Annotated in this window: 25 protein-coding genes; 4 read left to right on the forward strand and 21 right to left on the reverse strand. The window is 45.6% G+C overall.

Features of this window, described 5'->3' with window-relative positions; translation table 11 throughout:
• Nucleotides 1-27 precede the first annotated feature (27 nt).
• The 4 genes from AC2CGA_RS07025 to degQ form a co-directional block, all read right to left on the reverse strand.
• Entirely contained in the window at nucleotides 28-2,319 is a 2,292-nt protein-coding gene (locus tag AC2CGA_RS07025; protein ID WP_014305719.1) for a sensor histidine kinase, read from the reverse strand.
• An 11-nt stretch (nucleotides 2,320-2,330) separates the two neighbouring features.
• Nucleotides 2,331-2,495: a competence pheromone ComX gene (gene comX / locus AC2CGA_RS07030; RefSeq protein WP_007613432.1), complete on the reverse strand. Its 165-nt coding sequence runs from the start codon at nucleotides 2,493-2,495 to the stop codon at nucleotides 2,331-2,333.
• The gene (locus AC2CGA_RS07035; RefSeq protein ID WP_014305720.1) at nucleotides 2,495-3,406 is read right to left on the reverse strand and encodes a polyprenyl synthetase family protein; all 912 of its coding nucleotides are present in this window, start codon (nucleotides 3,404-3,406) and stop codon (nucleotides 2,495-2,497) included. The genes comX and AC2CGA_RS07035 overlap by 1 nt, the downstream gene beginning before the upstream one ends.
• Before the next feature lie 151 nt (nucleotides 3,407-3,557).
• Nucleotides 3,558-3,698 carry a degradation enzyme regulation protein DegQ gene (gene degQ / locus AC2CGA_RS07040; protein WP_003152043.1) on the reverse strand — a complete coding sequence of 47 codons (141 nt, stop codon included), beginning with the start codon at nucleotides 3,696-3,698 and terminating at the stop codon, nucleotides 3,558-3,560.
• A 465-nt stretch (nucleotides 3,699-4,163) separates the two neighbouring features.
• On the opposite strand from degQ, the gene AC2CGA_RS07045 reads away from it, so the two are divergent.
• Nucleotides 4,164-4,505: a YuzC family spore coat inner layer protein gene (locus tag AC2CGA_RS07045; protein WP_014305721.1), complete on the forward strand. Its 342-nt coding sequence runs from the start codon at nucleotides 4,164-4,166 to the stop codon at nucleotides 4,503-4,505.
• Between the two features lie 6 nt (nucleotides 4,506-4,511).
• Here the strand turns inward: AC2CGA_RS07045 and AC2CGA_RS07050 are convergent, their stop codons facing one another.
• From AC2CGA_RS07050 to AC2CGA_RS07125, 16 genes are all read right to left on the reverse strand, one after another.
• Nucleotides 4,512-5,732 (reverse strand): EAL and HDOD domain-containing protein, encoded by a 1,221-nt coding sequence (locus tag AC2CGA_RS07050; RefSeq protein WP_003152038.1) that lies wholly within the window; start codon nucleotides 5,730-5,732, stop codon nucleotides 4,512-4,514.
• Nucleotides 5,733-5,861: 129 nt separating this feature from the next.
• On the reverse strand, nucleotides 5,862-7,328 hold the full coding sequence (locus AC2CGA_RS07055) for a nicotinate phosphoribosyltransferase (RefSeq protein WP_014305722.1): 1,467 nt from the start codon (nucleotides 7,326-7,328) through the stop codon (nucleotides 5,862-5,864).
• 17 nt (nucleotides 7,329-7,345) lie between these two features.
• Nucleotides 7,346-7,897, reverse strand: a complete 552-nt coding sequence (locus AC2CGA_RS07060) for a cysteine hydrolase family protein (protein WP_003152033.1) — start codon at nucleotides 7,895-7,897, stop codon at nucleotides 7,346-7,348.
• A 96-nt stretch (nucleotides 7,898-7,993) separates the two neighbouring features.
• Nucleotides 7,994-8,392, reverse strand: a complete 399-nt coding sequence (locus AC2CGA_RS07065) for a YueI family protein (RefSeq protein WP_484480152.1) — start codon at nucleotides 8,390-8,392, stop codon at nucleotides 7,994-7,996.
• Between the two features lie 65 nt (nucleotides 8,393-8,457).
• On the reverse strand, nucleotides 8,458-8,706 hold the full coding sequence (locus AC2CGA_RS07070) for a YueH family protein (RefSeq protein WP_060387126.1): 249 nt from the start codon (nucleotides 8,704-8,706) through the stop codon (nucleotides 8,458-8,460).
• A gap of 72 nt (nucleotides 8,707-8,778) precedes the next feature.
• A complete protein-coding gene (locus AC2CGA_RS07075; RefSeq protein WP_003152026.1) occupies nucleotides 8,779-9,000 on the reverse strand; it encodes a spore germination protein in 222 nt (73 codons plus the stop codon).
• A 61-nt stretch (nucleotides 9,001-9,061) separates the two neighbouring features.
• Nucleotides 9,062-10,168 (reverse strand): AI-2E family transporter, encoded by a 1,107-nt coding sequence (locus tag AC2CGA_RS07080; protein WP_014305723.1) that lies wholly within the window; start codon nucleotides 10,166-10,168, stop codon nucleotides 9,062-9,064.
• 135 nt (nucleotides 10,169-10,303) lie between these two features.
• Nucleotides 10,304-10,540 (reverse strand): DUF2642 domain-containing protein, encoded by a 237-nt coding sequence (locus AC2CGA_RS07085; protein WP_003152023.1) that lies wholly within the window; start codon nucleotides 10,538-10,540, stop codon nucleotides 10,304-10,306.
• A 137-nt stretch (nucleotides 10,541-10,677) separates the two neighbouring features.
• Complete coding sequence (locus tag AC2CGA_RS07090) at nucleotides 10,678-11,208, reverse strand: HD domain-containing protein (protein ID WP_003152022.1); 531 nt, start codon at nucleotides 11,206-11,208, stop codon at nucleotides 10,678-10,680.
• Nucleotides 11,209-11,371: 163 nt separating this feature from the next.
• The gene (locus AC2CGA_RS07095; protein WP_015387781.1) at nucleotides 11,372-12,103 is read right to left on the reverse strand and encodes a (S)-benzoin forming benzil reductase; all 732 of its coding nucleotides are present in this window, start codon (nucleotides 12,101-12,103) and stop codon (nucleotides 11,372-11,374) included.
• 61 nt (nucleotides 12,104-12,164) lie between these two features.
• A complete protein-coding gene (gene essA, locus AC2CGA_RS07100; RefSeq protein WP_043867377.1) occupies nucleotides 12,165-12,638 on the reverse strand; it encodes a type VII secretion protein EssA in 474 nt (157 codons plus the stop codon).
• Between the two features lie 7 nt (nucleotides 12,639-12,645).
• Nucleotides 12,646-15,762 (reverse strand): type VII secretion protein EsaA, encoded by a 3,117-nt coding sequence (gene esaA / locus AC2CGA_RS07105; RefSeq protein WP_139885446.1) that lies wholly within the window; start codon nucleotides 15,760-15,762, stop codon nucleotides 12,646-12,648.
• Nucleotides 15,759-20,234: a type VII secretion protein EssC gene (gene essC / locus AC2CGA_RS07110; protein WP_484480153.1), complete on the reverse strand. Its 4,476-nt coding sequence runs from the start codon at nucleotides 20,232-20,234 to the stop codon at nucleotides 15,759-15,761. Before essC ends, esaA begins: the two co-directional genes overlap by 4 nt.
• Nucleotides 20,235-20,291: 57 nt before the next feature.
• Nucleotides 20,292-21,578 (reverse strand): type VII secretion protein EssB, encoded by a 1,287-nt coding sequence (gene essB / locus AC2CGA_RS07115; RefSeq protein WP_159164970.1) that lies wholly within the window; start codon nucleotides 21,576-21,578, stop codon nucleotides 20,292-20,294.
• Between the two features lie 14 nt (nucleotides 21,579-21,592).
• Nucleotides 21,593-21,832 (reverse strand): ESX secretion system protein YukD, encoded by a 240-nt coding sequence (yukD, locus tag AC2CGA_RS07120; protein WP_003152015.1) that lies wholly within the window; start codon nucleotides 21,830-21,832, stop codon nucleotides 21,593-21,595.
• A 75-nt stretch (nucleotides 21,833-21,907) separates the two neighbouring features.
• The gene (locus AC2CGA_RS07125) at nucleotides 21,908-22,201 is read right to left on the reverse strand and encodes a WXG100 family type VII secretion target (RefSeq protein ID WP_003152013.1); all 294 of its coding nucleotides are present in this window, start codon (nucleotides 22,199-22,201) and stop codon (nucleotides 21,908-21,910) included.
• A 315-nt stretch (nucleotides 22,202-22,516) separates the two neighbouring features.
• Between AC2CGA_RS07125 and adeR the strand changes: the two genes are divergently transcribed.
• The 3 genes from adeR to AC2CGA_RS07140 all read left to right on the forward strand — a co-directional run bounded on the left by adeR (nucleotide 22,517) and on the right by AC2CGA_RS07140 (nucleotide 25,775).
• On the forward strand, nucleotides 22,517-23,746 hold the full coding sequence (gene adeR / locus AC2CGA_RS07130; protein ID WP_003152012.1) for a sporulation transcriptional activator AdeR: 1,230 nt from the start codon (nucleotides 22,517-22,519) through the stop codon (nucleotides 23,744-23,746).
• A gap of 103 nt (nucleotides 23,747-23,849) precedes the next feature.
• Nucleotides 23,850-24,980 carry an alanine dehydrogenase gene (gene ald / locus AC2CGA_RS07135; RefSeq protein WP_003152011.1) on the forward strand — a complete coding sequence of 377 codons (1,131 nt, stop codon included), beginning with the start codon at nucleotides 23,850-23,852 and terminating at the stop codon, nucleotides 24,978-24,980.
• A 117-nt stretch (nucleotides 24,981-25,097) separates the two neighbouring features.
• Nucleotides 25,098-25,775: a YukJ family protein gene (locus AC2CGA_RS07140; RefSeq protein WP_044052941.1), complete on the forward strand. Its 678-nt coding sequence runs from the start codon at nucleotides 25,098-25,100 to the stop codon at nucleotides 25,773-25,775.
• A gap of 44 nt (nucleotides 25,776-25,819) precedes the next feature.
• Here the strand turns inward: AC2CGA_RS07140 and AC2CGA_RS07145 are convergent, their stop codons facing one another.
• The gene (locus AC2CGA_RS07145; protein WP_003152009.1) at nucleotides 25,820-26,035 is read right to left on the reverse strand and encodes an MbtH family protein; all 216 of its coding nucleotides are present in this window, start codon (nucleotides 26,033-26,035) and stop codon (nucleotides 25,820-25,822) included.
• Nucleotides 26,036-26,053: the final 18 nt, after the last annotated feature.

Raw genomic sequence — 26,053 nt, forward strand, 5'->3', positions numbered from 1 at the left:
TGCCAAGTCGATTTGGTGATAAAATGGTTACAATTCCATTTCAATATCCGCTTTAAAACCGTTTCCTTCACTTGTGTCGATTTTCATCCGTCCGTCAAGCGCACGGACGCGCTCCTTAATACCCGAAAGACCCATGCTCATCGACTGTCCGCCGCCTTCTTCCTGATTGCAGCCGACACCGTCGTCTTCATAATGCAGAATCACTTTATTTTGAATGCTGATCAGCATAATCAGCACCTCATTCGCCTGTGAATGCTTCATGGCGTTCGAAAGAAATTCCTGAATAATGCGGTACAAATTCAGCTGCGTATCCAAATCCAGCGCCGCCGTAAACCGGCCCGTATTCAGACGGATATGAAACGGCGCACGCTCCTGCTGCTGCGCGGCAAGCTTGGATACCGCCTTGACCAGACCCAAATCATACAGCAGCTGAGGCCGAAGCTCATGGCACGTCTCCCGGGTCATCAAAATGACATCCGACATCTGCTCATTCATCTGATGAAGCTTGTCCTGCACCTCTAACTGGCAAGGCTCCTCTTTCTTAAAATCGGCCAGAAACAGCTCACACTGGCGCTTCAAAGAAATCAAATCCTGCAGCACTGAATCATGCAGATCACGGGCCAAATCCGAACGCTGCTTTTCCTCGATCGTAAACATCAGCTTTTTGAGCCAGACCGGGTTTGTCTCCTGTTTCTTTAAATCTTCAAGGTGATTCATAAGTTCTTCAATTTTCATCACGTTTTCTATTGAAACATTAACGTAAAAAGATAATGTTTTTAACCAAGAAATTTCTTCACGTGATAAACGGGGCGTATTCATCTTAGACAAACAGAGAACAACGAATGATCTATCTCCCCGTTCTCCTACTTTCATTGCGAAACCTTGATTAAACTCCGTTATTTTTCCTATTTCAACAGTAACACTATTTAAAAGCACTTGATAATCATCTATCAAACTTGAATCTCTTTCGTCAAATGCCTTTACATTCCCATCATACGTAACTTCAAATATATACACTTTACTTGTAAGAGTGACTTCGAGAATGGTGGTTTTTAATTCTCCAAAAACCTGATTTAAAGAAGACGAGTTTCTGATTAATTGGGTAAACTTATAAATACTGTCTTGGTAATTGAATCTTTCAGAGACCCTTTTTAATTTAAACCGGAAATCGAGTATTTCTTTATAATAAAAAACAGCTAACATTAAAATATAAATTAAAAATGTCAGTTTAAGATTGTAAAAATTTTCTTCCGGCTCACGTAATAACTCAATTGTCGTAACCAGAATTATAGTTGGGGTTAACGCTAAAAAGCCGTAATATTTTAACTTACTTAAGATAAAATCAACGTTATATATTTTATTCGACATGAATTGATATACAAGTGAAAAAGGTATCAGCAGCATAAATGATGCTGTTAAGAAAGAAGAGACATAATAATCATTAAAAAATACATACGGTATAAGATACAGACATAAAAAAGGCGAAAATGCCAATATATTTATAACCACAAGCACCTTTATAATATGTGCCTGGTCAGTATCTTTGTTTCTTCTCAAAATAACAATAAAGTAATATGCTACAACCAAAAAAAGAAGAAAAAACGAAATCAAATTAAATTTTGGAATAAAATCACCAAAAGATAATCGCGACCGAAATAATTCAAATAATATATTTATAGTTGGAAATAAATACAAAGCGAAAACTTTTTTGCTGAAAAGCACAGTACCTAATTCTTTAAAGTAATGATAAAGAAACAGAAGATAATTTAAAGGTACAGTTATTAATGTTAACAACATGATGCATCTGCTAAGCAAATCGCCTTTTGCCGATCCTCCAGCACTGATATATGCGATTGAAGCAGACAAAAGAAATACAATTAGCACCAAAGCAGATTTCAAGTTTTTTTCTTCATTTATCTTGATGATGAAGAAGCAGCAAAATAAACATACTACATAAAAAATTATCGGTATTAAGTAAGTACTGAAGTTCCTATCATTAAATAAATTGAGCTTAATCTCAATATCATGACCGTTTCTATCAACGACCATCGAGTTTACATTTTTCAGCTTATTCATTTGAATATTAATTGACTTTACATTTTGGCCGTTAATATTCTTTACTATATCTCCCTTTTGCACTCCGGCGTAATATGCCATTGTAAAATCTTCTACATCTTTTATTTTAATTTCGCCCTGTTTATTTTCAGAAATGGTGGCGCCGACTAAAAGATTATTTGTGCTTATATAAGTCAGATAAATGACATATACCAATGTAAGCAGAATTAAGACAACTGAAATCTTATTGTACTTGGACTTCATTTATATCATCCTCAATATTTCCAATCACCGCCGAAAGAAATAACATCTATACCCTTAAACGCATTTATAACACAATCTGTTTGATCCTGGCTAACTCCGATCAGACTAGCATTTCCTTCAATCACTTTATTTAAAACTTCTGGATTTTTGGTTAAGTATCCTACAATTTCCTGCATTATTTTTCATCCTCCTCTAAATTAACAATCGCATTTAATAAAGCTTCCGTTTTATTTCTTTCTATCTCCAATTCAAATATCTTACTTTTTAATTTTTTTAACGACAAATGTTTCAAAACCAATAAGTATTGGGTTACACCTGCTTCAATTAATTTCTTTTTTATGTCTCGAGTCTTTAAGGTTTTGAATAACTCCGGGTTTTCATACCATTGTAAGATTTCTTCAGAAGCTTTATTGAATCTCTTTTTTAAGTATAAATAAGCAAGTGTATTTTTGCGTTGAACAAAATCATTATTTAAGTAAAACAAACCTTGATAATCATTATCAATCTGGGATATTATACCGAGTTCATATGAATATGATTGAACGATTGGGTTTAACTTTCCTGTCGCCAGCATCGCTCCCATAACGCAAGGCATTGCAGTTAAAGAGCCCGATTTATTCTTAATCATTTTCAAGCACTCTTCTTCAGTTTGCGGTGCATTCAAAATATCATCTTGCTGGCCCTCAATTGAACTCAAAGCAAAGTTTAATATTTGCTTAAGAAAATCCGGATTTTCACTAACCTGATTCATAACCTGTATACTTAATGTATAGAGGGCCGTTACAGTATTCAGCGTAATGGGGAGACCTGTTTTCATCCATTCCATTTTCAGATTATCATTATCTTCTAAATCATCATAAATGTCATATGACAGGACTAATAATTCTATACCTGCGGCTAACTTTAAAATCGCCTCTGTGTCTCTGCCATTGAACGCCTTGTAATGTTGATATGCCAATTCAGCAAATCCAAATGAATCTTTTGATGCAATAAATTTTAGAAGGTACATTTTCAAGTTAGTATTGCATATATTGTGCGCCACAATTTCCTTCATCTTCTCTTTAATCGTTTCGGCATCTAAACACATTTGCTCAATAATTGTCTTCACCCTCCCATTCTATTTTACTAAATGCAGGTGATGAAAGACAGCAGGTTTTTCGTTTTTTAACAATCGTATAATACTTTATCCATGAAATGGATAAAAAATGCACAAAAAAAAGACTTGTTTCCAAGTCTTTTTAAGAAATTTTCATTGCATATGAGAATTTATCGAGCTGATCAATGCTTTTGTTAATGTTTCGTAATGAGTCGGTTGTTTCTCTGATATCATTTTCAAGTCGGAATAATAATTGCTTTACTTCTTCTAATTTGTTTTCCACCGTTTCCACACTCCTTTTTTTGAAAGATCAATGAATTGTGTATGGTGAACGAGTCCTAGGTATTTGATCTGTTACTAATAGTGTAAACGTTTTTGCGGGATTTTTCACCGAAAAGTATGTGTAAAAGTATCTGCGTGACACCGCAAACCATGGTAATTCCATAGTCCCGAACAGGGCATTTAGCGAACAGGACTATATGACTACCACAAAGGCAGACGTTTAGGATAAAGCAGACCAATCTGACGGTTCTGCTGTTTTTTCAACGGTTTTCCGACAAACCGGCAGGGACTATAGTCCCTGCCGTCACAATTTCAAAACAGAATGGGCGAACAGCGTCGCATAACCACCGACAAACACCGAAAAGACCGCAACCCCCGCATTGTGGTCTTTTTGCATGTCATAACTCATTATCACGCCGCCTATACTCATGTATAACGAATGTTTTCTCAGGAAGGAGGCCGCCGTATGCATTATGTGTATCCATGCTGCCCTGTTTTCGCCGCGCCATACCGGCATCCAGCGCCCAGTGCCCCGGTTCACGCAGATATTTTGACAGCGTCCGCAAAAGAAGCTGCGGGCATGCTGGAGGATGCGCGCCTGCTCCTTGCGCGGCTGTCGGCGTCAAAAGAGCTTGCGCGCAGCATCCTCACCGCAGCGCAATCATCTGACACCGCAGCGGTCAAGCGGCTCATTAAGCAGACCGGCATCAAAAATGACTTTGACGTGACGTATAATCCCGACGGCATCCGTGTCAGTCTGATCAGAGAGCAAAGCCGGTTTATCATCGCCCTCAGATGGTCGGCTTAAAGCGGCTCAATCGATCAGCTGCCGGCACCATTCGATCGCCTGTAAGTAACATTCATACGCTTCTTCTTTGTTCAGTTCTTTTCCCCACTCGTCACAGTCCCAGTTGTTGCATTCAATGGCTTTGACGAGCGCGAGCATCTTATAATAATCGTTTTCATAACCGAGCAGCGCCTGTCCGACTTCATCGATTAAAGGCAGTTCTTTGATGATATCCTCCAGTTCCCTGTGGAGAAGCGTATCGATGAGCGAAAACATGCCGATCAGCATGTAAGAAGAGGGCTGGGGCCTTCCGGTTCTTTTCGCCAGCAGTTCGCACAGTTTGGCCCTGATTAAGGAAATCTTAATGATTTCTTTTTGGCTTGAGTGGCTTTTCGCCGTTAAATCTCTGAATGAAAGAATGTAAATCAAGCGCTTAATCTCATTCAGCCCGAGCATCATGATGGCCTGCTGGATGCTGTCTATCTTTTTTTTCAGCCTTGTTTGCGATCCGTTTAAAAAACGCAGAATCTGATACGATAAGCTGACGTCACGCTCTATGTATTCCGTCACGCGCTGTATATTAGGCTGGTCATTGTTTAATTCGCTTAAAAGCTGGTAGTAAGAATGAAAATGAAACGTCAGATCATTTCCGCTGATGACACGCGGTTCACTGAAAAAATATCCTTGAAACAGGTGAAAGCCGTCTATGGCCGCCTGTTTATAATCTTTTCTCGTCTCCACTTTCTCCGCTAAATAAATCAGACTTTTACAGCTGTACGTCTGAATGATTTTTTTGCGCTCCAGACGCGAGGATTGCAAAAAGTCGATTTTTAAAATATCAATATATTTCATCAGCTGTTCCACTAACTCTTCATTTTCCGGATTGATGGCGTAAAAATCATCAAGTGCTAATGTATATCCTAATTTCTTCAGCTGTCTGCATCTTGAGATGAGCGCCGGAGTGATCGGTATGTCCTCAAGAATTTCGATAATAAGCTGGTCAGGATCAAAGGAGGTAGGGAGATCTGAAAACATCAGGCTTTCTGTAAAATTCACAAAGCAGCGTTTCCCCTCAGTCAGCTTTTCGATTCCGATGTTGATAAAGCTGTTAATAATGAGATCCGTCGTAGCTTTATCTCCGTCCGCGGCCGAATAACGGTTCTCTTCGCTCTCCCGGTAAAGAAGTTCATAAGCAACAACCTGTTCGTTTCTGTTGAAGATAGGCTGTCTCGCAACAAACACCTTCATTCATTTACCCCCTTAGATGCGGCCTTCGAACATAAGTATATCAAATAACTTGACGAAATTTGTCTAAATGTGAAAAATATTATCACAACAAAAAAGCCTTTCCAGAGATAGGAAAGGCCGCTTTGTTTTCTATTCAAGTTCCCGTTTCAGCTTGCTTTTGATTTCATGAATCCGCTGCATCTTGTTGCTCCAGCAGTCTTCGCTTAAATCGACCGGATATTCTTCCGGCTTGCTGATCCGTTTGTATTCCTCCCACAGAAGTTTGAGGTTATCCTGCACGTATTGCTGGATGTCGGTAATTTCGGGATTATCATAGCATAAAACGCCGTTTTCAAAGATCGGCTCATGCAAGTCTTTCGCATAGAAATCAGTGACGAATTTGCTGACGAACGTGTGGACGGGATGGAACATTTTTAAGCGTTTCTGATCATTTACCCGCTCGTCATAAAGCGCGATATAATCACCTTCCGAGTGGTGATTCAGCTTGTTGATAATCCGGTATACTCTCTTTCTTCCCGGCGTTGTCACTTTTTCAGGGTTTGACGAAATTTTAATGGTGTCGGTCAGTTTGCCGTCCTCTTCAATGGCGACAAGCTTATAAACCGCGCCGAGAGCCGGCTGATCGTATGCGGTAATCAGCTTCGTGCCGATGCCCCACGTATCGATTTTCGCTCCTTGGGATTTCAGGTTTAATATCGTGTGCTCATCAAGATCGCTTGAAGCAATGACCTTTGCGTCTGTGAAACCCGCTTCATCAAGCATTTCACGCGCTTTTTTTGACAGGTACGCCAAGTCCCCGCTGTCCAGGCGGATGCCGATGAAGTTGATCCGGTCGCCGAATTCCTTTGCGACTTTAATCGCATTCGGCATGCCTGAACGGATCGTATCGTACGTATCTACGAGAAATACGCAGTCTTTGTGGGTCTCCGCATATTTCTTAAATGCCGTATATTCATCGCGGTACGCTTGTACGAGCGCATGAGCGTGCGTGCCGGATACCGGTATATTAAAACGCTTTCCGGCTCTTACATTACTCGTCGCGCTGAAGCCGCCGATCAAAGCCGCTCTCGCTCCCCACATGGCCGCATCCATTTCATGGGCGCGCCGCGTTCCGAATTCGAGGGCGTCTTCGTCACCGACAACGCCTTTAATGCGGGCCGCTTTCGTGGCGATTAATGTTTGGTAATTCACAATGTTAAGCAGAGCCGTCTCAATCAGCTGCGCTTCAATCAGGGGCGCTTCGACCCGCATAATCGGTTCGTTGTTAAAAACGAGCTCGCCTTCTTTCATGCTGTAAAGAGATCCGGTAAAAGAAAGATCCCGTAAATAATCAATGAAATCATCAGCATAGTGCAATTCCGTTTTTAAATAATTCAGATCGCTGTCGGTAAATTTGAAGTTCTCCAAGTATTCGATTGCTTTTTCTAAGCCCGCAAATACCGCATAGCCGTTTTCAAAGGGAAGCTTTCTGAAAAAAAGCTCAAAAATCGCTTTTTTCTCATGAATGCCGTCTCTCCAGTACGTTTCGGCCATATTAATTTGATAAAGATCTGTATGTAAAGACAAACTGTCGTCTTTAAAACCATGCTCCACCAAAATTGTTTTCCCCTTCCTTACTCTGCCACTTGCGCTCCGATGCTGTTCTTAAAATGGGACAGGGCCCATTCATGCCCTTCCGGATTAAAGCTGGCCACAGCGTTTTGATGAATGACGATCTGAAAGCCCTTGTTGTAGGCGTCAACCGCCGTGTGAAGAACGCAGATGTCGGTGCACAGGCCCGCAAGATGCAGCTCAGTGATCTGCCGTTCCCGCAGTTTCAGCTCTAAATCCGTTCCCGCAAAAGCAGAATATCTCGTTTTTTCCATATAATTTACGTTTTTTGCGTGTTTATGTTTCTCATAAAGAGGCGATAGCCTTCCGTACAGCTCTTTGCCCTCCGTGCCGTTGATATTATGCGGAGGAAACAGGCGTGTCTCGGGATGAAAGTCATCGTCTGCATCATGCGAATCTACCGCAAAGACAACGTAATCACCGTTTTCTATAAATGCTTGCGTCAAACTGACAATCGTATCTTCAATCTGTCTCGCGGGTTCTCCGCAGGTTAATGCCCCGTTCTCAGCTGCAAAATCATTCGTATAATCAATGCATATAAATGCTTTTTTCATAGCCGGCCTCCCCGCCATTCATATGAAAACCATTATATCCTATCTCCACTTGTAAGTGAATTGGCATTGTAAAATGACAAACGGTGTTTTGCCCTTTTAAGATTTCAGGAGTGAGCACTGAAAAATGTCATCCTGCACGTAAATGCCGTCAAGGTTCACGGCATAATCGGCGGCAAAAACCAGGCCGAGCGGCGTTTCGAATTGAAGGTCCGAGATGACGGAGCTTCGGACACCGGCAAGTGCGGCAAGCTTCATATATGGTGAATAAGCATGATACGGGAGCCTTCCGTTTATATAGAGCACCGCGTCTTTTCGGCTTTTCAGCGCCTGTTTCACTTCTTCATACGGCTGCTTTTGCAGCACCTGTCCCTTCGTCAGGGCAATGATGACTCTTTCACGCAGCGAGCCTAAAAATAAATGGCGTTCATCCGGTTTCGTCTGCAAAGGGCCGTACATCCCCTGCTGTAAATAAAGGTCAACCGTTTTGTCGCTCATCGGCCTGTCCCTCCCAGCTTGTTTTACAATTATCGCCCCGGACGGGACGCGGTAAACCGTTTTCGTTACATTTCAGCCACCCAATGGGAGATCTTGCCGGCGAGCTCTCCGGCGGGTTCTTCTTCAATCAGCTTGCTGAATGATTGTAAAAGCCGCAGCGCCAGCGCCTTTTTCTCTTCCTCATAGGAAATGATCGTGCTCCACTCAAGTTCCGGAACGGCTACAAGGGTATGCTGTTCTTTTTTATTTTCATGCAGATATACATCACCGATCATTCCGGACTGCACGGTAATATTCGCTTTTCTGATTTTCATAAAACATTCCCCTTTTATAAAGACTGATTCTATTATACTACAAAAAAGCGACAGCCTCCTAAAAGGAGGCTGTCACGCGTTAAACCAATCAGGTTCGTCAAACACATCAATGTCTTCAAAGCGCGTTTTGCTGAATTTATTAGTAATTTTGACAAAATCTCCGGAATGAAACGCCCCTGCCCCCGCGCCTGAGTGGTCAACGGCTTTGGGAGAAATGGCAAACACGTCACCGAAGCTCGCCGCAGCGTCTCCGGCTAAACTCATAATATAAATCGGTCCCACAATTGCAGGCATACCCACACCTCCGCTTTTCTTTACAGCATTTTATGCGCTGCACCGGGAGTTGTGCCCGTTTTTATTTCGGCTTGCGGCTGTCTTCGAGCTTTGACCGCTGACGAAGTTTGATAAGCCGGACGATATTTAAGACGAAAGCTTTTAAAACCGCGTAAACCGGCACGGCCAGGATCATTGCGAGAATGCCGCCGAAACTGCCCGCTCCGATAAGCAGAAGAATAATGGTGAGCGGGTGGGTATTAAGCCGTTTTCCAATCACAAGCGGAGAAAGCAGGTTCCCGTCAAGCTGCTGGACGACAACGACAACAATAACGGCAAACAGCGCCTTAGCCGGCGAATCCATAAACGCGATAATCACCGCGGGCGCCGCCCCGAGAAACGGCCCCAGGTACGGAATGATATTGGTGACGGCGATCACCATCCCGAGAATTAACGCATACGGCAGGCCGATGATCCAATATCCGATAAAACATGCCGTTCCGACAAAGAGACAAATCAGCAGTTGGCCTTGGAAATAGGCGGCCAATGTGACATATAAGTCGTTAAATATTTTCCGACCTTCCGCCCGGTAGGAAGAAGGCAGAATTTTGACCGCCAAGAGCGGAAACCGCCGGCCGTCCTTCAGCATATAAAACAAAATGAACGGAACGGTGATCACGACAAGCGTGATATTCGTAACGACGCCGAACACGGCCGACAGGCTTGCCGTAATATTTTGCGGAAGGCTTTGTAAAAATCCCGTCAGAGACTGCTGGATTTTTTCTATCGACACATAATCCTGCGTCATCATCCACGTAAACCATTTGGAATGGGATAATTGCGCCGTCAAGACTTGAATCTGATGAATGTAATCAGGGAAATTGTTAATCAGCCCCGTGACCTGGGAAGCCACAATCGGCCCGATGGCAGTGAACATAAAGGCAATCAGACCGATGAAAACGAGATAAATGAGCAGGATCGCCAATGTCCGGGGGATTTTTTTCTCAAGCAGGCGCACGATCGGATTAAAAATGAAAAACAAAATGCCCGAGATCAAAATCGGAAAAAACAGAGTGGTGATAAAACCGAAAAACGGCTGAAATATAAACGAGACTTTCGTTGATACGTAAATAATGAGCAAAACGAGCAAAATTTGCAGCGTCCAAAAATGGACCTTTGATTTCAACAAGCGGTTTCCTCCTATTATCGTGTGAACTTGTACTGTGATTGTACCAAAAAAAGCCGCCGTGCATCTATGTATCTCAAAAAAGAAGACGCACCGGGGTTCTATAGTGCCGCCTCCGGTTTGCGCCTTTTCGGGCTGTTACACGCGTTCGGTATAATCAGGCATGACGGAAACCACATGGCGGTTTCTGATATAAAATACACGGTCATGCGTCTCTTCAATGGCGATGTGATCCGGAGTGGCATCAATCAGCCGTCCTCTGACAATGCGTCTGACGGTTTGAATGATAAACCTTGAGCCGATAAGCTTATGGATGGTCTGATAAACGTAAGGATCCACTAACGAGACGATTTGCGGGCTTCCTTGATGGGCCATTTTCGCTGATCCCCTTTACTATGTTTTCCTTCAGCATATGCAGCGGACAAAGGCTTTGACACAGTACGTCTATCGGAGCGGAAAAGGTGTTAGTGAGCATGCGGAGTTATGTAAGCGGAAAAGGCCGCATGAGTGGCCTAGACTGAGCTTCTTATGGGATATTGGGCTCGGTCAATTAACTGATCAAGCTTTTGGATTTGTTTGAGTGCGGCCGTGTGATCCATTTGGCGGTAATGGTGATGTCCGCCGGGTTCTTCATCGAGTTCATCCGCTTGTTTCACGATTTGCTGGAGCGTATTCTTGTCCAGTTCGCCTTCAGGCAGATAGGAATCGGTGTGAAGCAGAATCGCCAGCGCAATGTCCTTCGCCGCTTTCGGTTCTTCACCGAGCCGGATGAGCAGCTTATGCGCCCGTTCCGCGCCTTTAATGGCATGGATATCGTTTCTTCTGTACTTTTCATAATCCCATTTGCCGTCTGTGTACCATTCATAATGGCCGACGTCATGCAGTAACGCCGCTTTCGCCGCCAGATCCGGGCTGACACCTGCTTTTACGGCAAGACGGTATGCATGAAACGCGCAGGCGATCGCATGGGCGACACCGGAACGCTGTAAATACTTTTGTGCGATTGGATGGGTGAAGACATCCATTAACGTTACATTTCTCATGGAAACCCCTCCTTCATATATTTTTAGAATCCTAACATAAATCGAGAAGAAACTCAATTCATCTGATACATTTCTTATACCCCTTATATGTTGTTTCATTCATCATATGCCGCCGGACCCCTAAGTGATTGTACAAACAAAAAAGAGCAGCGTGAAAGCTGCTCTACAAAAATTCTTTGATATCGTATATCCGTCCGTTTTCCGGCTCGCCCGCGATCAGTGAGTGAATGACGCCGGCGATGTATTCAGGACTTCTGAGGTTTTTCGTTTCTTTCAGATTGCGGAACCGTTCGATGTCATGGAAATCTTCTTTTGACGAAGAACGGATGACCGACTGCATGTCTGTATCCATCACTCCCGGCGAGAATGATATCATGCGGACCGGCAGCTCTTCATCTTCCTGTTCAAACCCGAATGTTCTCGTAAACATATCAAGCCCCGCTTTTGAGCTGCAATACGCGCTCCAGCCTTTATAAGGATTTTTCGCCGCGCCCGATGTGATGTTGACAATTGTTTTGCTGCCGCTGAACGCTTCGAAGCGCTTTGTGAACATTTGGCTGAGCAAAACGGGCGCCGTCAGGTTAAGGGTGTAATGGCGGTTCAATTCTTCGGCGGAAGCCTCTTTCGCCCGCTTGATCGGTTCCACCATTCCGGCATTGTTGATCAGTGTGACGGCGGAGTACCCCTTCTCCTCTGCTTGATCAAGAATCGCCTTCATCTGCCGCCCGGTATCTGCGAGATCGGTTAAATCAACACTGTATTCTGTCAGCCCCTCGCGCTTTTCCCCGCTTATCGTTCTTGAAAGCGCGGCGACTTCGGCTCCTTCTTGAAGCGCCTGTTCCGTAAGCGCCCGGCCCAAGCCTTTTGACGCGCCTGTTATAAGAAAAAACTGCATGAAACTCCTCCTTTTTTTCTTATTTTACGGGCTGTCTTCCCGCAAACACAAGCGATCCGTTTTACCGCTTTGCCTTTTCCTGCGCCGTGACTTTCGGGATCAGATAGATCATTGCCGCAATCCCGAGGAGGATCAAGACGGCATAAATAGCAGGAAGCAGATAAGAAGTCTTTTTCTCTTCCGTTTCCATATCTGCCGAGGTATGCCGCACCGCCGGCTCGGCAAATGTGATACCCAGTTGTTTCGATTGCGCTTTGATCGTATTCGGCTCCGTGTCTGACGATGTAAACAAATTTGATATCAGTTTGTCATCCGGGTTTTCGGCCGGCTGATCAAACGTGATATCCTTCTGTTCTTTCGGAAGCGCCGTTTTTTCCTCGGAGTAGGCATCGTCGTGCAGGTAGTCCGTACGAATTTCAATGTCTTTCTTTTCATATTCATTCGGCTTGACATCAGTATTTTCCTCATTCGCGGCTGCGGCTTGGGGAAGGAAAAGGAAAAAGGAGAGAGCAAACAGCAGCAATCCTTTTTCCATGAACGTGTTACGCCTCATAAGACTGATCACTTTCCTCCGTTTTTTCCGCAAACAGCCGAATGACGAGGGGAAGCGCCGCCGCAATCAGCGTAATGATCGCAAGAACCGTTACCCCCAACGCAAACAGATGGCCCGTTCCGTATTGAATATCGATATAGACTTTCGAAACCGGACTGTCAAAGGTGAAGTTCGGCATAATCAGGTCGATCAAAGGCGCCACATAAAAGAGAATGAGCGCTGATGATGCGATCCATCCGGTAATTGAGCTGAAGACAAAGGCTGCCCGGATAAAAGCTGAACTCGCCGCAAGCAGGAGAATCGTAAAGACTGACCATTTAATCGTCTGATCATCCGGAAGCGAATAGATATTCAGACCGAACAGACTGATCATCAATCCGACCATAATGTTTAAAATCCCAAAGAGCGCGCCTTTGACAAGAAGCGGCGCCTGCTGATAATACGAGCTGAAATAGCCGATCAGAAGACTGCTGATCAGGACGATCACCAAAATGACGACCGGCGGAACATTCTGAACCCGGTCTTCCGGCACCTCTCCGCTGATTTTAAGCGGATTGGCGAGATAATCGTAAACATAGCCGTTTTCCTGTCCGTCAACGAGCGCGTTCCCTAAAATGCCGTACACGTCATTTCTGATCAATTTCGTGGAATCGACGTTTTTGCCCCAGTTGCTGTTCAGGGTGTCCGCTTTTTGCTGGACGTCATTTACGCTTTGCTGCATATTGTCGGTATAGCTGATGATGCCGGACTGGCGTTCTGACAGATGGCCCATCGTGTCAGACATTTGCAGGACTTCGCGGCCGACGGTATCCTGAGCGCCGAGCGCCATTGTTCCGGTTAATCCGTCTCCGCTGAACGCGGCCGCTTCCTGCACAGCACCTTCAGCCAGCTGATCGGATGCTCTCGCCGCGCTGTCTGAAATGCTGGCAAGCTCATTGAGCACCCCGGCTTGTTCATCTCTGATATACGAGCTGTAGTTATCCGAGAATTCGGTCATGCCTTTAATGAAATTGCTGATGTCTTCATCAGTCTGCATTTTGTTGTTTTTCAGATTTTCCCAGCTTGCCGTTTCTTCCGGTTTGATGGCGAGAACGGTTTGGACTTCACCTTGCTGGGCTTTCAGCACCCGGTTTTTCACATCAGGCAGCGAGCCCGCGTCAAGAGAGTGATAGAGTGTCGCCTCATACAGGGATAAATCATTATAGTAACTCATTAAATCGGATATCTTTTTTGTATTGATGTCAGCGGCAAACATCTGTTCAAGAGCAGATTTGCGGCCGCTATCCAATGACGGGTAGTTCAGAATGTTCTGTTCTGTTCTTACAATCATTCTGTAAACGGTATCGAAGTCTTGTTTTCTCGTTTCTTCCAGCTTTTTCTTTAATTTTTCTGCGCGTTTTTTGACGTCATCAATCTGGTCTTTAAGGCCTTGGATTTCTTCATCAAGAGCATCGAGACGTTTTTTTAGTTCTTCATTATGAGTCTGCTGTTTCTCTTCCAGCTCTTTTTCAATTTGCTGAATGCGCTCTGCGGCTTGGTTCAGCCTTTCTTTTGCCTCAGATATGTCCGTGCCGCCGTCCCCTTCAGAATCGTTCGGATCGTCCGCCGGCTCATCAGCAGGCGGAGTGACGTTTTCAGCGGCTGTAGCGGTCTGGACGGTTTTTGGCTCCTGATCGCCTGTGTTATCGGAGGCAGGCTGCTCTTCTTTTGTGCCGTCTTCCGTTTTTCCGTCTTCTCCGGGAGCCGTTCCGTTATTCGGATCGGTATCGCCGGAGTTTTCACCGTCATCGCCTTGGCCCGTTTTTTCCGGTTCCGGTTTTTCTTTTTCCGGTTCTTTTAATCCGTCAGAAATGTGATTGATTTCAGCGGAGATACGTTTTAATTCGTCACGCTGATCGTCAAGGTCAATTTTCAGATCGCCGGGCTTTTCTTCTTCCGGTTTTTCTTCTTCTTTCGGTTCATCCGAGCCGTCATCGCCCGGGTCCTTTTCCGGAACGGTTAATGCCGGCCGATCCCTTTTCATAAGGGTTTGAATGCTGTTCAATGTTTCAAATCTTGCTTGCGCTTTATATTGAGTCAAATAATTGTCCAGTAAATTGGATTGAATATTCGCCATCCCGCGTTCCTGATCAGGAACCTGCGCTTCTCTCACCTGTTGGGCGGCAAAAAGAGCCGATCCCGTCTGGTCAAGCTGTGTCTGCGCCCGGTTTATGCCTGAAGAGAGCCCGCTCATCATCGTGCTGAACTGGTTGGCGGCCTGCTGTGCTTTAATGGCGTTCAGTCCGGTTGTGATTTGCTTTTGATTTTGTTCCTGCGCGGCCATCAGCAGTTTTTTCTGATTTTCTTGATATTGTTTGTAGCGCTCGACCGTGTCGGCAAAGTCTTTGAGCGTGGTTTTGGCTTCATCTGCCGAAGTCAGTTTTTCTTTTGCCGCGCCCTGCGCTTCATTCATTGATTTTTTCAGTTCGTCAATCAGGTCTTTTTGCCGTTTGATTTCACCTGCCAAGTCATTGGAGCTCGGCTTGTAAAAGTTGTACATGACATTTTGAAACTCTGATTCTTTATTGACGATCTTGTCAAAATCGCCTCGGACATTGTTCACTTTTTGTGAGACGAAATTCCAATATAATGCCGACATTTTTTTATTCATTGATTTTTGGGCGTCTTCAAGCTCACGCTGCACTTTTTCTTTGTTGACGGCGTTCAGGTTGCTTTGAATATTGAATGTCAGCGTGGCTTTTTGCGGACGCTCCTTGTCATAGCTTAAGATGTCTTTTGAAAAATCGGATGGAATGTAAACGACGGCGTCATACTTCTTAGCCGCCAGACCGTTTTCTGCCGCGCTCCTGTTGACAACCGTCCATGAATAATCCGGACGGCCGCCGAGAGCGGCCGCTACTTCTTTGCCGAAATGGACGGATTCCTCTTCCTCATTTTCATCTGTTTGTAAACCCATATCTTCATTCACGACTGCGATTTGGCGGGTGGCGTTGATTTTTTGTTTTCCCGGGTCATCGCCGATAAACCGGAAAAACAGCACCGGCAGCAGCAGAATGATGACGACCGCGGCTATTAATTTGATCAGGCTTTTTCGTTGTTCGGTCATCTGACGGCCTCCCTTTCCGCTGAACATAAAGGTATTTGAATTTTTTGCTCCTTCCCGTTTTCAACCAAATAGCCGAAGCCCGGCTGAATGTCCGGTTCCTGCCTTTGGTAAGGCAGCGGAATGACATTTTGTTCGGATTTTTTCACAAGCAGCATCGCGTGGCGGATCTGTTTCATTTCCGTCGTTAAGGAATCATAGCCTTTTGAGAATTCGCTGTGATTACCCGCCGGGATAAAACTGAAGCCCACATGCGCGTAAGATTTCATAAACATCGCCAGCTTGTCCTGTAAGGCGGTGTCGATCGTCTGCTGGAATCTTGTAATGCCGTCGGCCATTAACACGACCGGAGAGAAACTGAGTTTGTGCACATTGCCATTTTTGACGGCCTGCGTATACTGAGCTTCGCGCTCCGTGAAAATGGCTTCTGCCGTTTCGATCCACTGCCGGACGTCTTCTTTTGTGTCCAGATAGCTGACCTTTGTTTCCTGCGCATACTGCGACAGTCCGCGGTCAATCGAGTCAAACAGCCCGACCCGTTCCGCACCTTCACGCAGCAGGTGATTCAGCATCACTTTCAGGATATTTGTTTTTCCATGCTGTGTCTGGCCCAAAATAAGACAATGCTTATTTTTACCCAGATCAAAGTACACAGGGCTGACCTTTTCCTCATGAAGCCCGACAGGAATGCGGAACGGGTCTTGTTCCGGGCCGAGACGGAGTGAAAATTCGCCGGCCGTCAGCATATCCGGAAGCATCGGAATCGGGTCTGGTCCGGCTGTTCCGGCGTGGCGCTCAGCTAAAGCTTTGACATCAGCTTTCAGCGCCTGGAACATCTCGAGGTCATTTTTCGCTTCAGCCGGAAGAAACATTTGCGCGAAATACAGTTCTTCTTTTTGGATCATGACGCGGCCAGGGATCGGTTCGAGACTGAACGGCGGACGCCCGTAAATGGAGTATCCTTCTGACTGATCCATTAAATAATGGACGACTTTCGTTTTTATGTTGTTTAACAGCGACTGGCGGACGGCGTTTACCCTCGTTGCGGTCAGCAGGAAGTAAATGCCTAAGCTTTGCCCGTCGCGTGAAATCTGGATAAATTCCGTTTCTAATTCATGCATTTCGTCTTTGACGATGTCGAAATTGTCAATTGTGATAAATATAAACGGCAGCTCTTCTTCACTGAGCGAATTGTACATTTTGATATGGCTGACTTCTTTTTCCCTGAACAGCCGTTTCCGCCGCTCGATTTCTTCCTTGATGCGGATCATGAATTTTTCGATCTTTCTCATTTGATCCATTAAGAAATAGTCTGCGGTGTGCGGAAGCTTTGCCAATGGCAGAAGCGTGCCGTTTCCGAAGTCAAAGATGTACATATGAAGCTCTTCCGGCGTGTATCCTTCCGCGAAGTTCATCAGGAAGGTGATGGCAGCCACTGACTTGCCGTAGCCGGATGAGCCGAAAATGCCGATGTTGCCGTCATCCATCATCGTGTAAGCGAGAGGCGCCTGTCTTTGCTGATCAGGCTCATCAACGCAGGCGATGAAGAAGCGGTCTTTTTCCTGCGCGGGGTAAAGCGTGCGCGGGATACGTTCGGCAAGCGGCGGAAGCCACGGGCTCGGCAGCTTTTCAATTCCCATTTCATTTTGAATCCGCTCGATTTCTTCGACTACGGCTTCTATTTCTGCCGGGGCGTCTTTTTTCGCCGCATCATCCGCATCCACCTCAGACAGCGGAATTAAGCCGGTATCGGTAACGATGGCAATGTCATCCTCGGTGCCGTATACATCTTCCATGTAAGGGGCGCCGCTCCAGGCAGACTGGAACTGCTCATACACTTCGTTATTTCCGACTTGCAAGTAGCCGCGTCCGGTGACCGTAATATTCGCCGCATCACTGTTTTTCAGGATTTCTTTACTGTCACTTGCATCCTGCACTTTCAGCGCGACCTTAAAGCGTGAGTTGCTCCATATTTGGTCGTCAATGATGCCGCCCGGCTTTTGCGTGGCGAGAATTAAATGCACACCAAGGCTCCGTCCGATGCGGGCCGCGCTGACAAGCTCCCTGATAAAGTCAGGCTCTTCGCTTTTCAGCTCGGCGAATTCATCTGAAATCAAAAACAGGTGCGGCATGGGAATATCCGTTTCTCCCTGTTTATACAGTTTTGTATAGTCATTGATGTGATTGACGCGATATTGATCAAACAGCCGCTGCCGTTTTTTCAGCTCGCTCTTAATGGATGCAAGCGCCCTGATACTGAAGTTTCTGCTTCCTTCAATATTCGTGATGGTCCCGAGAAGGTGCGGCATTTTGCGGAACGGCTGCGCCATTCCTCCGCCCTTATAGTCAATCAGCAAAAACGCCGCTTCATGCGGGTGAAAGTGAACGGCCAATGACAGGATATATGTTTGCAGAAATTCACTTTTCCCGGATCCGGTCGTTCCCGCCAGCAATCCGTGCGGCCCGTGCGCTTTTTCATGCAGGTTTAAATAAACGATGTCGTCTTTTCCTTTATAGCCGATCGGAACAGCCAGCGATTTTGCAGACTCACTTGTCTCCCACTTCTGCCTGATGCCGATTTCTTTTACTTCCTTCGCATGAAACAGCTCGAGAAATGAGACCGTTTCAGGAATGGAATTCGTCATTCCGACCTGATGGTGCAATGTCCGAAGCGTCCGGGAAAACCGCTCGTTGTTTGTCCGTTCATGCCTGTCCAGCTTAAACGGGATCTGCACCGCTTTTTTCTGTTGAATGAGAATGTCTCCCTCATCTTCATTAATGTAGCGGACGAGGGTGTGAATGTTTTCTGCCAGGCTTTCCTTCGTTTCCGCGGCGATGATGGCCGAGATGCCGAGATGCTCATGCCGGCCTTCGATGTATTCTAAAATGACGTGCTCTGCGATCAGCTGCTGATTTGTGATGACAAAGACAAAATGCGGCTGAAAGATCCTTTTTTCTTTATCCTCTTCCAAATCCCGCTCCCGCAGCAGCTCGTAAATGGACGATAACAATTGATCGCGGGTCTGTTCATTGTAAATAAATCCTTTCGCATACATATGAGGCAGCTGAAATTGCGGCAGCCACTTCATCCATTCCCATTCCTTATATTCGTCCTCATGAAAGATAAAGACAAATCGCAGGTCATGGTAGCTGTTGAAGAACGCGAGCTGGCCGATCAGCTGGTGAATTTCATTTTTGACGATCTGAGGTTTCCCGACAAGCCCCATCGGCCCTTCTTGTAAATCAACGGTCACGGGCGCATGGCGGATGTCTTTATACACACGCTGCATGTGCTGCGACTGCTCCATCAAGTCATCCACATCACGATTCGCCAGGTCTCCGCCGCTCATTGAAATCTCGTAGCTTGACGGGACCGTGCCCGTTCCGAGCCGAAGCATCAGAAAATCCCTGCTTTCCAGCGATTTCTCCCAAATGCGGCCGCTGATTTCAGAAGTTAAATATTTCATTTTTTCAAACGGGGGAAAATGATGCGTCAGCACGTGCAGCTGTTTTTCCGACAGCGTCTGAAGCTCTTTCCGTTTGCTTTCTAAATACTGCTTGTACACACGCTCCCGTTTTTCCTCCCGTTTTTTCCGCTGGTTTTTTTCACGGAAATACTGCACGGTGGACGTAATGAGAGTCATCATAAACATCGCCAAAGAGACAAGGATGAATATGCCCCTCGGCTGTATAATAGCGACAACCCCCATTACAATCAGCATGACCACAGGAGGCAGAATGACGAGCCACAGCCCCCGGTTATTCTGTTCGCTTTCCTGCGAGGGAAAGCTGAATGAAACGCGGTCTTCGGGAAGATCGTAGACCATGCGCGGCGTTCTTCGATATTGCGGGTATTTCTTTTTCATTTCGGTGCTTGGTTTTACCGTTTTGGTTAAACCGGTTTGAAGCTTTTCGTGATGAACGATTTCTAAAAGGTCGTCCTCCGTCAGCCTCACACGCAGAAAATTCCACAGCAGCTCATCTCCCGTCCGGAGCCTTTCGGGAGCTTCTGCAAGCTTTCCGTTCACATAAACTTCCTGACCATCAGGGACGACAGACCAGCATCCTCCCGACTTACGCAGATAAAAAGCCCCTGTTTGAGCGGAGGACGGCTCTTTGTATATATCCGCTTCCTCTGTTTCTGATGAGAAAACGATCTCATCCTTCCCTCCTATAAAATACACGGAGGATTCTTCCTGGTCAGGGGTGAGCAGAAGCCGCATCGTCTCTTCTTCAATCCGGCAGGGCATTTCATTTCCTATTGTCAATTCGCCGGCACAGTTATTTCCCAGGAAAACATCATAACGATCTGTTTCTTTCCGATAAAGGGTTGCGGCGCTTTGCCGTAACGGAAGTGTGCCGACCGTTATTGTATCTTTCATATCCGGACCGATCGTAATCGGCTGAGAGGGCGGGAGTTCAGACAGCTGAACCTTTTGTACGTGCTCTCGGTAAAAGACCCATAACAGACTCATATGGCGAACCTCCTGACGACAGCCTGATCGTTACATGCGGCCATTTGATGTGTGCTGTTATTTTTTTTCATCTTTTTTCTCATCTTTCTTGTCGTTCTCTTTGTTATCTTTCGCTTTGTCTTGTTTGCTTTCATCTTGTCCGGCGGAAGCTTCGGCGGTGTCACTGTTTTCCTCCGCTTCTTTATGCTGTTCCTCCGCCTCTTTTTTCGCCTTCGCAAGCTCGCTTTCCACGGCGTCCAGTTCTTTCTGCTTTTCGTCGTCTTTCATACTGTCATCCGCTAATAATTGCTGTTTATATTTTGTAAGTCCGAGCCAGATGTACGGGTTGTACTCAAGATTGCGGCCGATTTTGATGGCTTCTTCATTTTCCCCTCTGCCGATATCAATCCAATAAAGGAAGTGCTTCGGGTCTGATTGCAGCGTGACCAGATTCCCGATGTTTTTCCGCTGTTCTTCCCTCAGATTTTCAACTGCCACATAAGAGGAAGCAAGCTCGTACTGCACAGATTCCGGGAGGCTTTCCGCATCGTATTTAGCGAGTGTGTCAATGACTTTGCTGTACTGCTGATTTAAAAAATAGCGGTTGCTTTCCGTAATTGCCTCTTGCTTCGGCTGGACGAAAAACAGAACGTATAAGGAGTAAAGAAGTGCCGGCACAAGGAGGACGGCAAGCGCCAGACCGGCGTATCTTTGGATTTTCCATTTCTTTTTCGGCAGTTTTATGTATGTCTTGTCCCTTTCTTCGAGGGAATCGATTGCGGTTTGAATGGCTTCTTCCAGTTCTTCAATCGTCTCCGCCTCTAACACGCTTTTCACCTCAGGAGAGAAATGAAGCGTCTCCTTGTACTTCAAATATTCATCGAAGGTGTACGCCCCGTCAGCTGCAAGCGCCGCACAGGCTTTGAGCTCTTTTAACACCCTTTCTCTATCTTCCTCATAAGGCGGAAGGCTCTCCTTTACGCCGTAATGAAGAAAGTAAGGCGTCAGCGCTTTATCAAACACGATATTTTCAGGGGCGGCAATCAGATTGAGACGTTTCAGCTTATGCTGTTTCACGGCTTGGACGAGACGGTAGGCAAATTGCCACCTGCTTTTTTTATCTCTTCCTTTTATATAGCGGAAAGCCTGATAAGAAGAAGGAGGTTTGATTGTGATGGTTACTTCGTCTTCTGAAACTGAGACCTCTTTTTGAAAAAAAGGATCGGCATCTTTAATCACATTCGCTTCCAGCCCGTCAAGAAGCTTGATTTTTTCCCGCTGGAAGGTGAACGTGAAGCCTGTTTCGGTTTCTTCCCGGACGGCGTCTAATTCTGTTTCTAAATAAGATCTGTTATGACCTGTCATTCCACCATGTCCTTTCATAAAATTTCAAGGCGGTCTCCGTTCGTAATGCCGCAGTCAGATAGCTTTTGTTCTCCGGAAAAAACCGTTTCTTTATTGACCACTCTGATCCAATAGCCTTCACGCGGCGGAACGGATACATGCTGAGCCTGCCGGGCAATATCAATGACTTTTTTCACAGAATGGTAATCTGACAATCTGAGATCGAAGACGCTGCCGTTATAATGTGTTAAATCTATTGTAATATCGATATACATATTCATATCACCCTTACATAGAAAGAGCGCCGTCTTCTTGATTGAATCAGGCGCTCCGTTTCTTCATTCATCTTATTATCCGCGAATTTGGTTAGCGATATCTTGGTCGGTAGACTCAAGCGTATTTGCCGTTTGATCGAGCTGATGATTCACATCTTGAAGCAATTCAGACATTTTAATAAATGAAGGTTTCAGCTGCTCATATTGATCCGCGAATGCTTCACTTGAAGCACCTTCCCACATGCCTTTCAAATCAGAAATCATGCGGTTCAGGCGGTCAACCTGATTCATGACTTCCTGACTTTCAACGCCATATTGCTTAGCCATCGCTCTTAGCTCTTCGGGTGTGACACGAATTAATCCAGACATATTCCTTATACCCTCCTGTGTCATCAGCCTAAATATGGGCTAATTCACTTATTTTTTGAACGTCATTATTATAAAAACAACCAATCGGCACAGTCAAACAAATCTGTTTTAATTTTACAAAATGAGTCTTATGATATATTGGATTTTTCGTCATAATTACACATTTTGTAAATACAATAGTATGATTTTCTTATTATTTTCGTTTTCACTGAATGATCTTATTGTCCTAGTCTATTTCCCTGCAAAGATGCCTTTCAGTCTGAAAAGCAAGATGGTAAGATCAAGATATGAAGCTATGAAAAAGTAGGGATACAGATGACCAATCCAAAAGATCCATTTAAGTACAGTTTCGACAGGCTTGAAGATGTTGCCGACCATATCAGTGAAGTTCTTCAATGCCCCATTACAATAGAAGACGTTAATCATAAACTGCTTGCATACAGCACGCACAGCGATTGTACAGATCCGGCCCGGACGTCGACGATTATCGGGCGGAGGGTGCCGGAAAAAGTCATCAACAAACTGTGGAAAGACGGAACCATTCCGGCCCTTTTAAAAACGGACCAGCCGATCAAAGTGAAAGAAATTGACGAGGTGGGCCTAAGCAACCGCGTGGCGATTTCCATCTGGAAAAACAGTCAGGTTCTCGGATTTATTTGGGCGCTTGAGATCAAAAAAAAGCTCAATGACGAAGATCTGAAGACACTTCAGCTGGCAGCCAAAGCGGTGCGGAACAAGCTTTTGCACCTGCAGATCCGCAAAACGAAAATCGAAGAGCGGGGCCAGGAGTTTTTTTGGAAAATGCTGACCGGCCATATTTATCAGGAAGCCGAGATGGCCGAAGGGTTTCATAAGCTCGGAATGGCGCTGCCGTCCGTGTTCAGCGTCATGATCATCCGTTTACATGATGAGCTGACTGAAAAGACGGAACAGCAGCTGCAATATTTGCAGGAAACGACACAGCAGATTCATGTCATGCTGGCGACTGTTGATTCAAATGAATTAATCTTATTAGCCGCGCCGAAAACCGATCAGCCTTTTAAAGATTTAAAGCACTTCGCTCTTCATATTCAAAAACAGCTGAAGGAACGATATAAAATTGAGGATGCGTCGATTGCGATCGGCGGTATTTACGAATCGATTTCTTACGTTTACCGATCCTATCAGGAAGCGCTTTCCGTATTAAAAGCGAAAGAGCGGTTTGTGAGAGAAACCAAACACCTTTTCAGCTTTTCTGAACTCGGCATTTATCAGTACCTTGATGTGTTGGATGAAAAACGCAAGCACAGCGGCTATATGAACTATTCCCTGTCAAAGCTTGAGCAGTATGACAGGGAGCACCAAGCCGATATGGTAAAAACGCTCGAACATTTTATTGATGCCGACAGCAATGTCAACACCGCCGCTAAAGCGCTTAACATCCATGTCAATACATTGAATTACAGGCTGAAAAGAATCAGCCAGATCGCAGAAATCGACTTAAAAAATGTGAATGAGAAGTTTACGATTTACCTGGATATCAAACTTCGCAGCATGGGTTCGTGAAATTTCACAAATCCGTGTTTTTTTATTTTCTGTTTCAAACAAAGAATTTTCGCAAAAATCGCGCTACACTTGAAGCATCACACAAACATTGGGGGAAACAGACATGATTATCGGGGTTCCAAAAGAAATCAAAAACAATGAAAATCGAGTGGCATTAACACCTGGAGGCGTTTCACAGCTTATCGGAAACGGCCATCGGGTTCTTGTGGAATCCGGAGCGGGACTCGGAAGCGGCTTTACAAATGAAGATTATGTATCAGCAGGGGCGGAAATTCTGGAGGACAGAAAGCAAGTATGGGATGCGGAAATGGTCATGAAGGTAAAAGAACCGCTGGCTGAAGAGTATGCGTATTTCCGTCAAGGTCTGGTCTTGTTCACTTACCTTCATTTAGCCGCAGAGCCGGAATTAGCTAAAGCGCTTACAGAAAAAGGTGTGACAGCTATCGCGTACGAAACGGTAACGGACGGACGTTCCCTTCCGCTGCTTACGCCGATGTCCGAAGTGGCCGGCAGAATGGCCGCGCAGATCGGGGCACAGTTTCTTGAAAAACCAAAGGGCGGAAAAGGAATTTTATTAGCCGGCGTACCGGGTGTATCCCGCGGAAAAGTCACGATCATCGGAGGGGGCGGCGTCGGAACAAATGCCGCGAAAATGGCTGTCGGACTCGGTGCCGATGTGACAATGATCGATTTGAACGCAGACCGCCTGCGTCAGCTTGATGATATTTTCGGGCATCAGATTAAAACATTGATGTCAAACCCTGTAAATATTGCAGATTCCGTCGCGGAAGCGGATCTTCTGATCTGCGCCGTGCTCATCCCGGGAGCCAAAGCGCCGACTCTCGTTACGGAAGAAATGGTTAAACAAATGAAACCGGGTTCCGTCATTGTTGATGTTGCCATCGATCAGGGCGGCATTGTGGAAACCGTTGATCATATTACAACCCACGATAATCCGACTTACGAAAAACACGGCGTCGTTCACTACGCTGTCGCCAATATGCCGGGCGCCGTACCGCGTACGTCTACGCTCGCATTAACGAATGTAACCGTTCCTTACGCGCTTCAAATCGCCAATAAAGGCGCGGCACAAGCCATTGCAGACAGCCCTGCGCTTAAAGCGGGCTTAAATACGGCTAACGGACATGTCACGTATGAAGCGGTAGCCAAAGACTTAGGCTATGACTACGTGCCTGCTGAAAAAGCAATGCAAGGTTCGGCTGCAAAAGCTTAATAGAGATGAAGAGGACAGCCTGATCAGCGGGCTGCCCTTTTTTCTTTCTCACAAAAGGAAAAACGGCCCCCTGTCTCGAATATCAATTCATATCCCGGAAGAAAAAGGAGGATTCATATGGCTGTTCAGCACTATGGTGTATTAAAAGGCACTGTGTTAGATATGAAAAGGGAAACAGATGATGATTCTCCGCATTTTCAAGTCGAGGTGCTAGGCGAGCCTGATACGCGCTATCGCTGTGCGATCAATGTCATGTCAAGTTCAAAAGAATCAGAGGTGCTGTATGCGGCACGCGATCATTTTGACGCAAGCGCGATCACCCTGCTGCCGAACATTCCGTACGGATATACCCCAATTGATGAAACCAGACGTGAGCTGGCGCTGGATTATGTCCGCGGCGGATTGTTTGATCCCCGGAACATGGTGCCCCTTCCGCATGAAGTCACCGGGCCGGATAATGACTTAAATGACTTTATTGAGACGTACATGCAAAAAGCCAAATCAGAAAAAGCCACCGTCTATATTTACGGCTCTAAATTCGGGCCGGAGCCGGGCGCTGATAAGATTTTCGGGTTCAAGCCGACAAACGGCATGCATAATATTCATATGAATCAGGGAAACCCAATTGATACACGCTGGGAGAAGGATAACGGAACGTGGCACGACGGCGGTATTTTAATCCAGTTTGCAGACCAGTGGGCCGCGGTCTTTTTGGCTTTTCTGTCTCAGTCATGGTGCACGGATGAAGAAGGCCACCCTTATACATTTTGTGATCATACACAGCTTAACGGCTGATGTCCGCATAAAAAGCCTGCCGAAATAACGGCAGGCTTTTCTTATTACATTTTAGCAGCTTCGGTCCGCTTCAGGCTTTCCGGCCTCATATCACGCCAGTTTGTTTCAATATATTCGAGACAAACGGGGCGGGTTTCATTCGTCAGGCGGGTTTCCCAGCCGTCCGGCACATCCAGATAGGCCGGCCACAGTGAGTACTGGCCTTCAGCATTGACGAGCACATGGTATGAACCGTCTTCCCGTTCAAATGGATTTGTCATATCATCTCTTTCCTTTCT

This window comes from Bacillus sp. SYZHCR11 (assembly GCF_057196865.1).

What these genes read in the sequence shown, in the direction of transcription:
- AC2CGA_RS07025 (WP_014305719.1), bottom strand. Translation starts at nt 2,319, where the DNA reads ATGAAGTCCAAGTACAATAAGATTTCAGTTGTCTTAATTCTGCTTACA.
- comX (WP_007613432.1), bottom strand. Translation starts at nt 2,495, where the DNA reads ATGCAGGAAATTGTAGGATACTTAACCAAAAATCCAGAAGTTTTAAAT.
- AC2CGA_RS07035 (WP_014305720.1), bottom strand. Translation starts at nt 3,406, where the DNA reads ATGTGTTTAGATGCCGAAACGATTAAAGAGAAGATGAAGGAAATTGTG.
- AC2CGA_RS07045 (WP_014305721.1), top strand. Translation starts at nt 4,164, where the DNA reads ATGCATTATGTGTATCCATGCTGCCCTGTTTTCGCCGCGCCATACCGG.
- AC2CGA_RS07050 (WP_003152038.1), bottom strand. Translation starts at nt 5,732, where the DNA reads ATGAAGGTGTTTGTTGCGAGACAGCCTATCTTCAACAGAAACGAACAG.
- AC2CGA_RS07060 (WP_003152033.1), bottom strand. Translation starts at nt 7,897, where the DNA reads ATGAAAAAAGCATTTATATGCATTGATTATACGAATGATTTTGCAGCT.
- AC2CGA_RS07065 (WP_484480152.1), bottom strand. Translation starts at nt 8,392, where the DNA reads ATGAGCGACAAAACGGTTGACCTTTATTTACAGCAGGGGATGTACGGC.
- AC2CGA_RS07070 (WP_060387126.1), bottom strand. Translation starts at nt 8,706, where the DNA reads ATGAAAATCAGAAAAGCGAATATTACCGTGCAGTCCGGAATGATCGGT.
- AC2CGA_RS07075 (WP_003152026.1), bottom strand. Translation starts at nt 9,000, where the DNA reads ATGCCTGCAATTGTGGGACCGATTTATATTATGAGTTTAGCCGGAGAC.
- AC2CGA_RS07085 (WP_003152023.1), bottom strand. Translation starts at nt 10,540, where the DNA reads ATGGCCCATCAAGGAAGCCCGCAAATCGTCTCGTTAGTGGATCCTTAC.
- AC2CGA_RS07090 (WP_003152022.1), bottom strand. Translation starts at nt 11,208, where the DNA reads ATGAGAAATGTAACGTTAATGGATGTCTTCACCCATCCAATCGCACAA.
- AC2CGA_RS07095 (WP_015387781.1), bottom strand. Translation starts at nt 12,103, where the DNA reads ATGCAGTTTTTTCTTATAACAGGCGCGTCAAAAGGCTTGGGCCGGGCG.
- essA (WP_043867377.1), bottom strand. Translation starts at nt 12,638, where the DNA reads ATGGAAAAAGGATTGCTGCTGTTTGCTCTCTCCTTTTTCCTTTTCCTT.
- esaA (WP_139885446.1), bottom strand. Translation starts at nt 15,762, where the DNA reads ATGACCGAACAACGAAAAAGCCTGATCAAATTAATAGCCGCGGTCGTC.
- essC (WP_484480153.1), bottom strand. Translation starts at nt 20,234, where the DNA reads ATGAGTCTGTTATGGGTCTTTTACCGAGAGCACGTACAAAAGGTTCAG.
- essB (WP_159164970.1), bottom strand. Translation starts at nt 21,578, where the DNA reads ATGACAGGTCATAACAGATCTTATTTAGAAACAGAATTAGACGCCGTC.
- yukD (WP_003152015.1), bottom strand. Translation starts at nt 21,832, where the DNA reads ATGTATATCGATATTACAATAGATTTAACACATTATAACGGCAGCGTC.
- AC2CGA_RS07125 (WP_003152013.1), bottom strand. Translation starts at nt 22,201, where the DNA reads ATGTCTGGATTAATTCGTGTCACACCCGAAGAGCTAAGAGCGATGGCT.
- adeR (WP_003152012.1), top strand. Translation starts at nt 22,517, where the DNA reads ATGACCAATCCAAAAGATCCATTTAAGTACAGTTTCGACAGGCTTGAA.
- ald (WP_003152011.1), top strand. Translation starts at nt 23,850, where the DNA reads ATGATTATCGGGGTTCCAAAAGAAATCAAAAACAATGAAAATCGAGTG.
- AC2CGA_RS07140 (WP_044052941.1), top strand. Translation starts at nt 25,098, where the DNA reads ATGGCTGTTCAGCACTATGGTGTATTAAAAGGCACTGTGTTAGATATG.
- AC2CGA_RS07145 (WP_003152009.1), bottom strand. Translation starts at nt 26,035, where the DNA reads ATGACAAATCCATTTGAACGGGAAGACGGTTCATACCATGTGCTCGTC.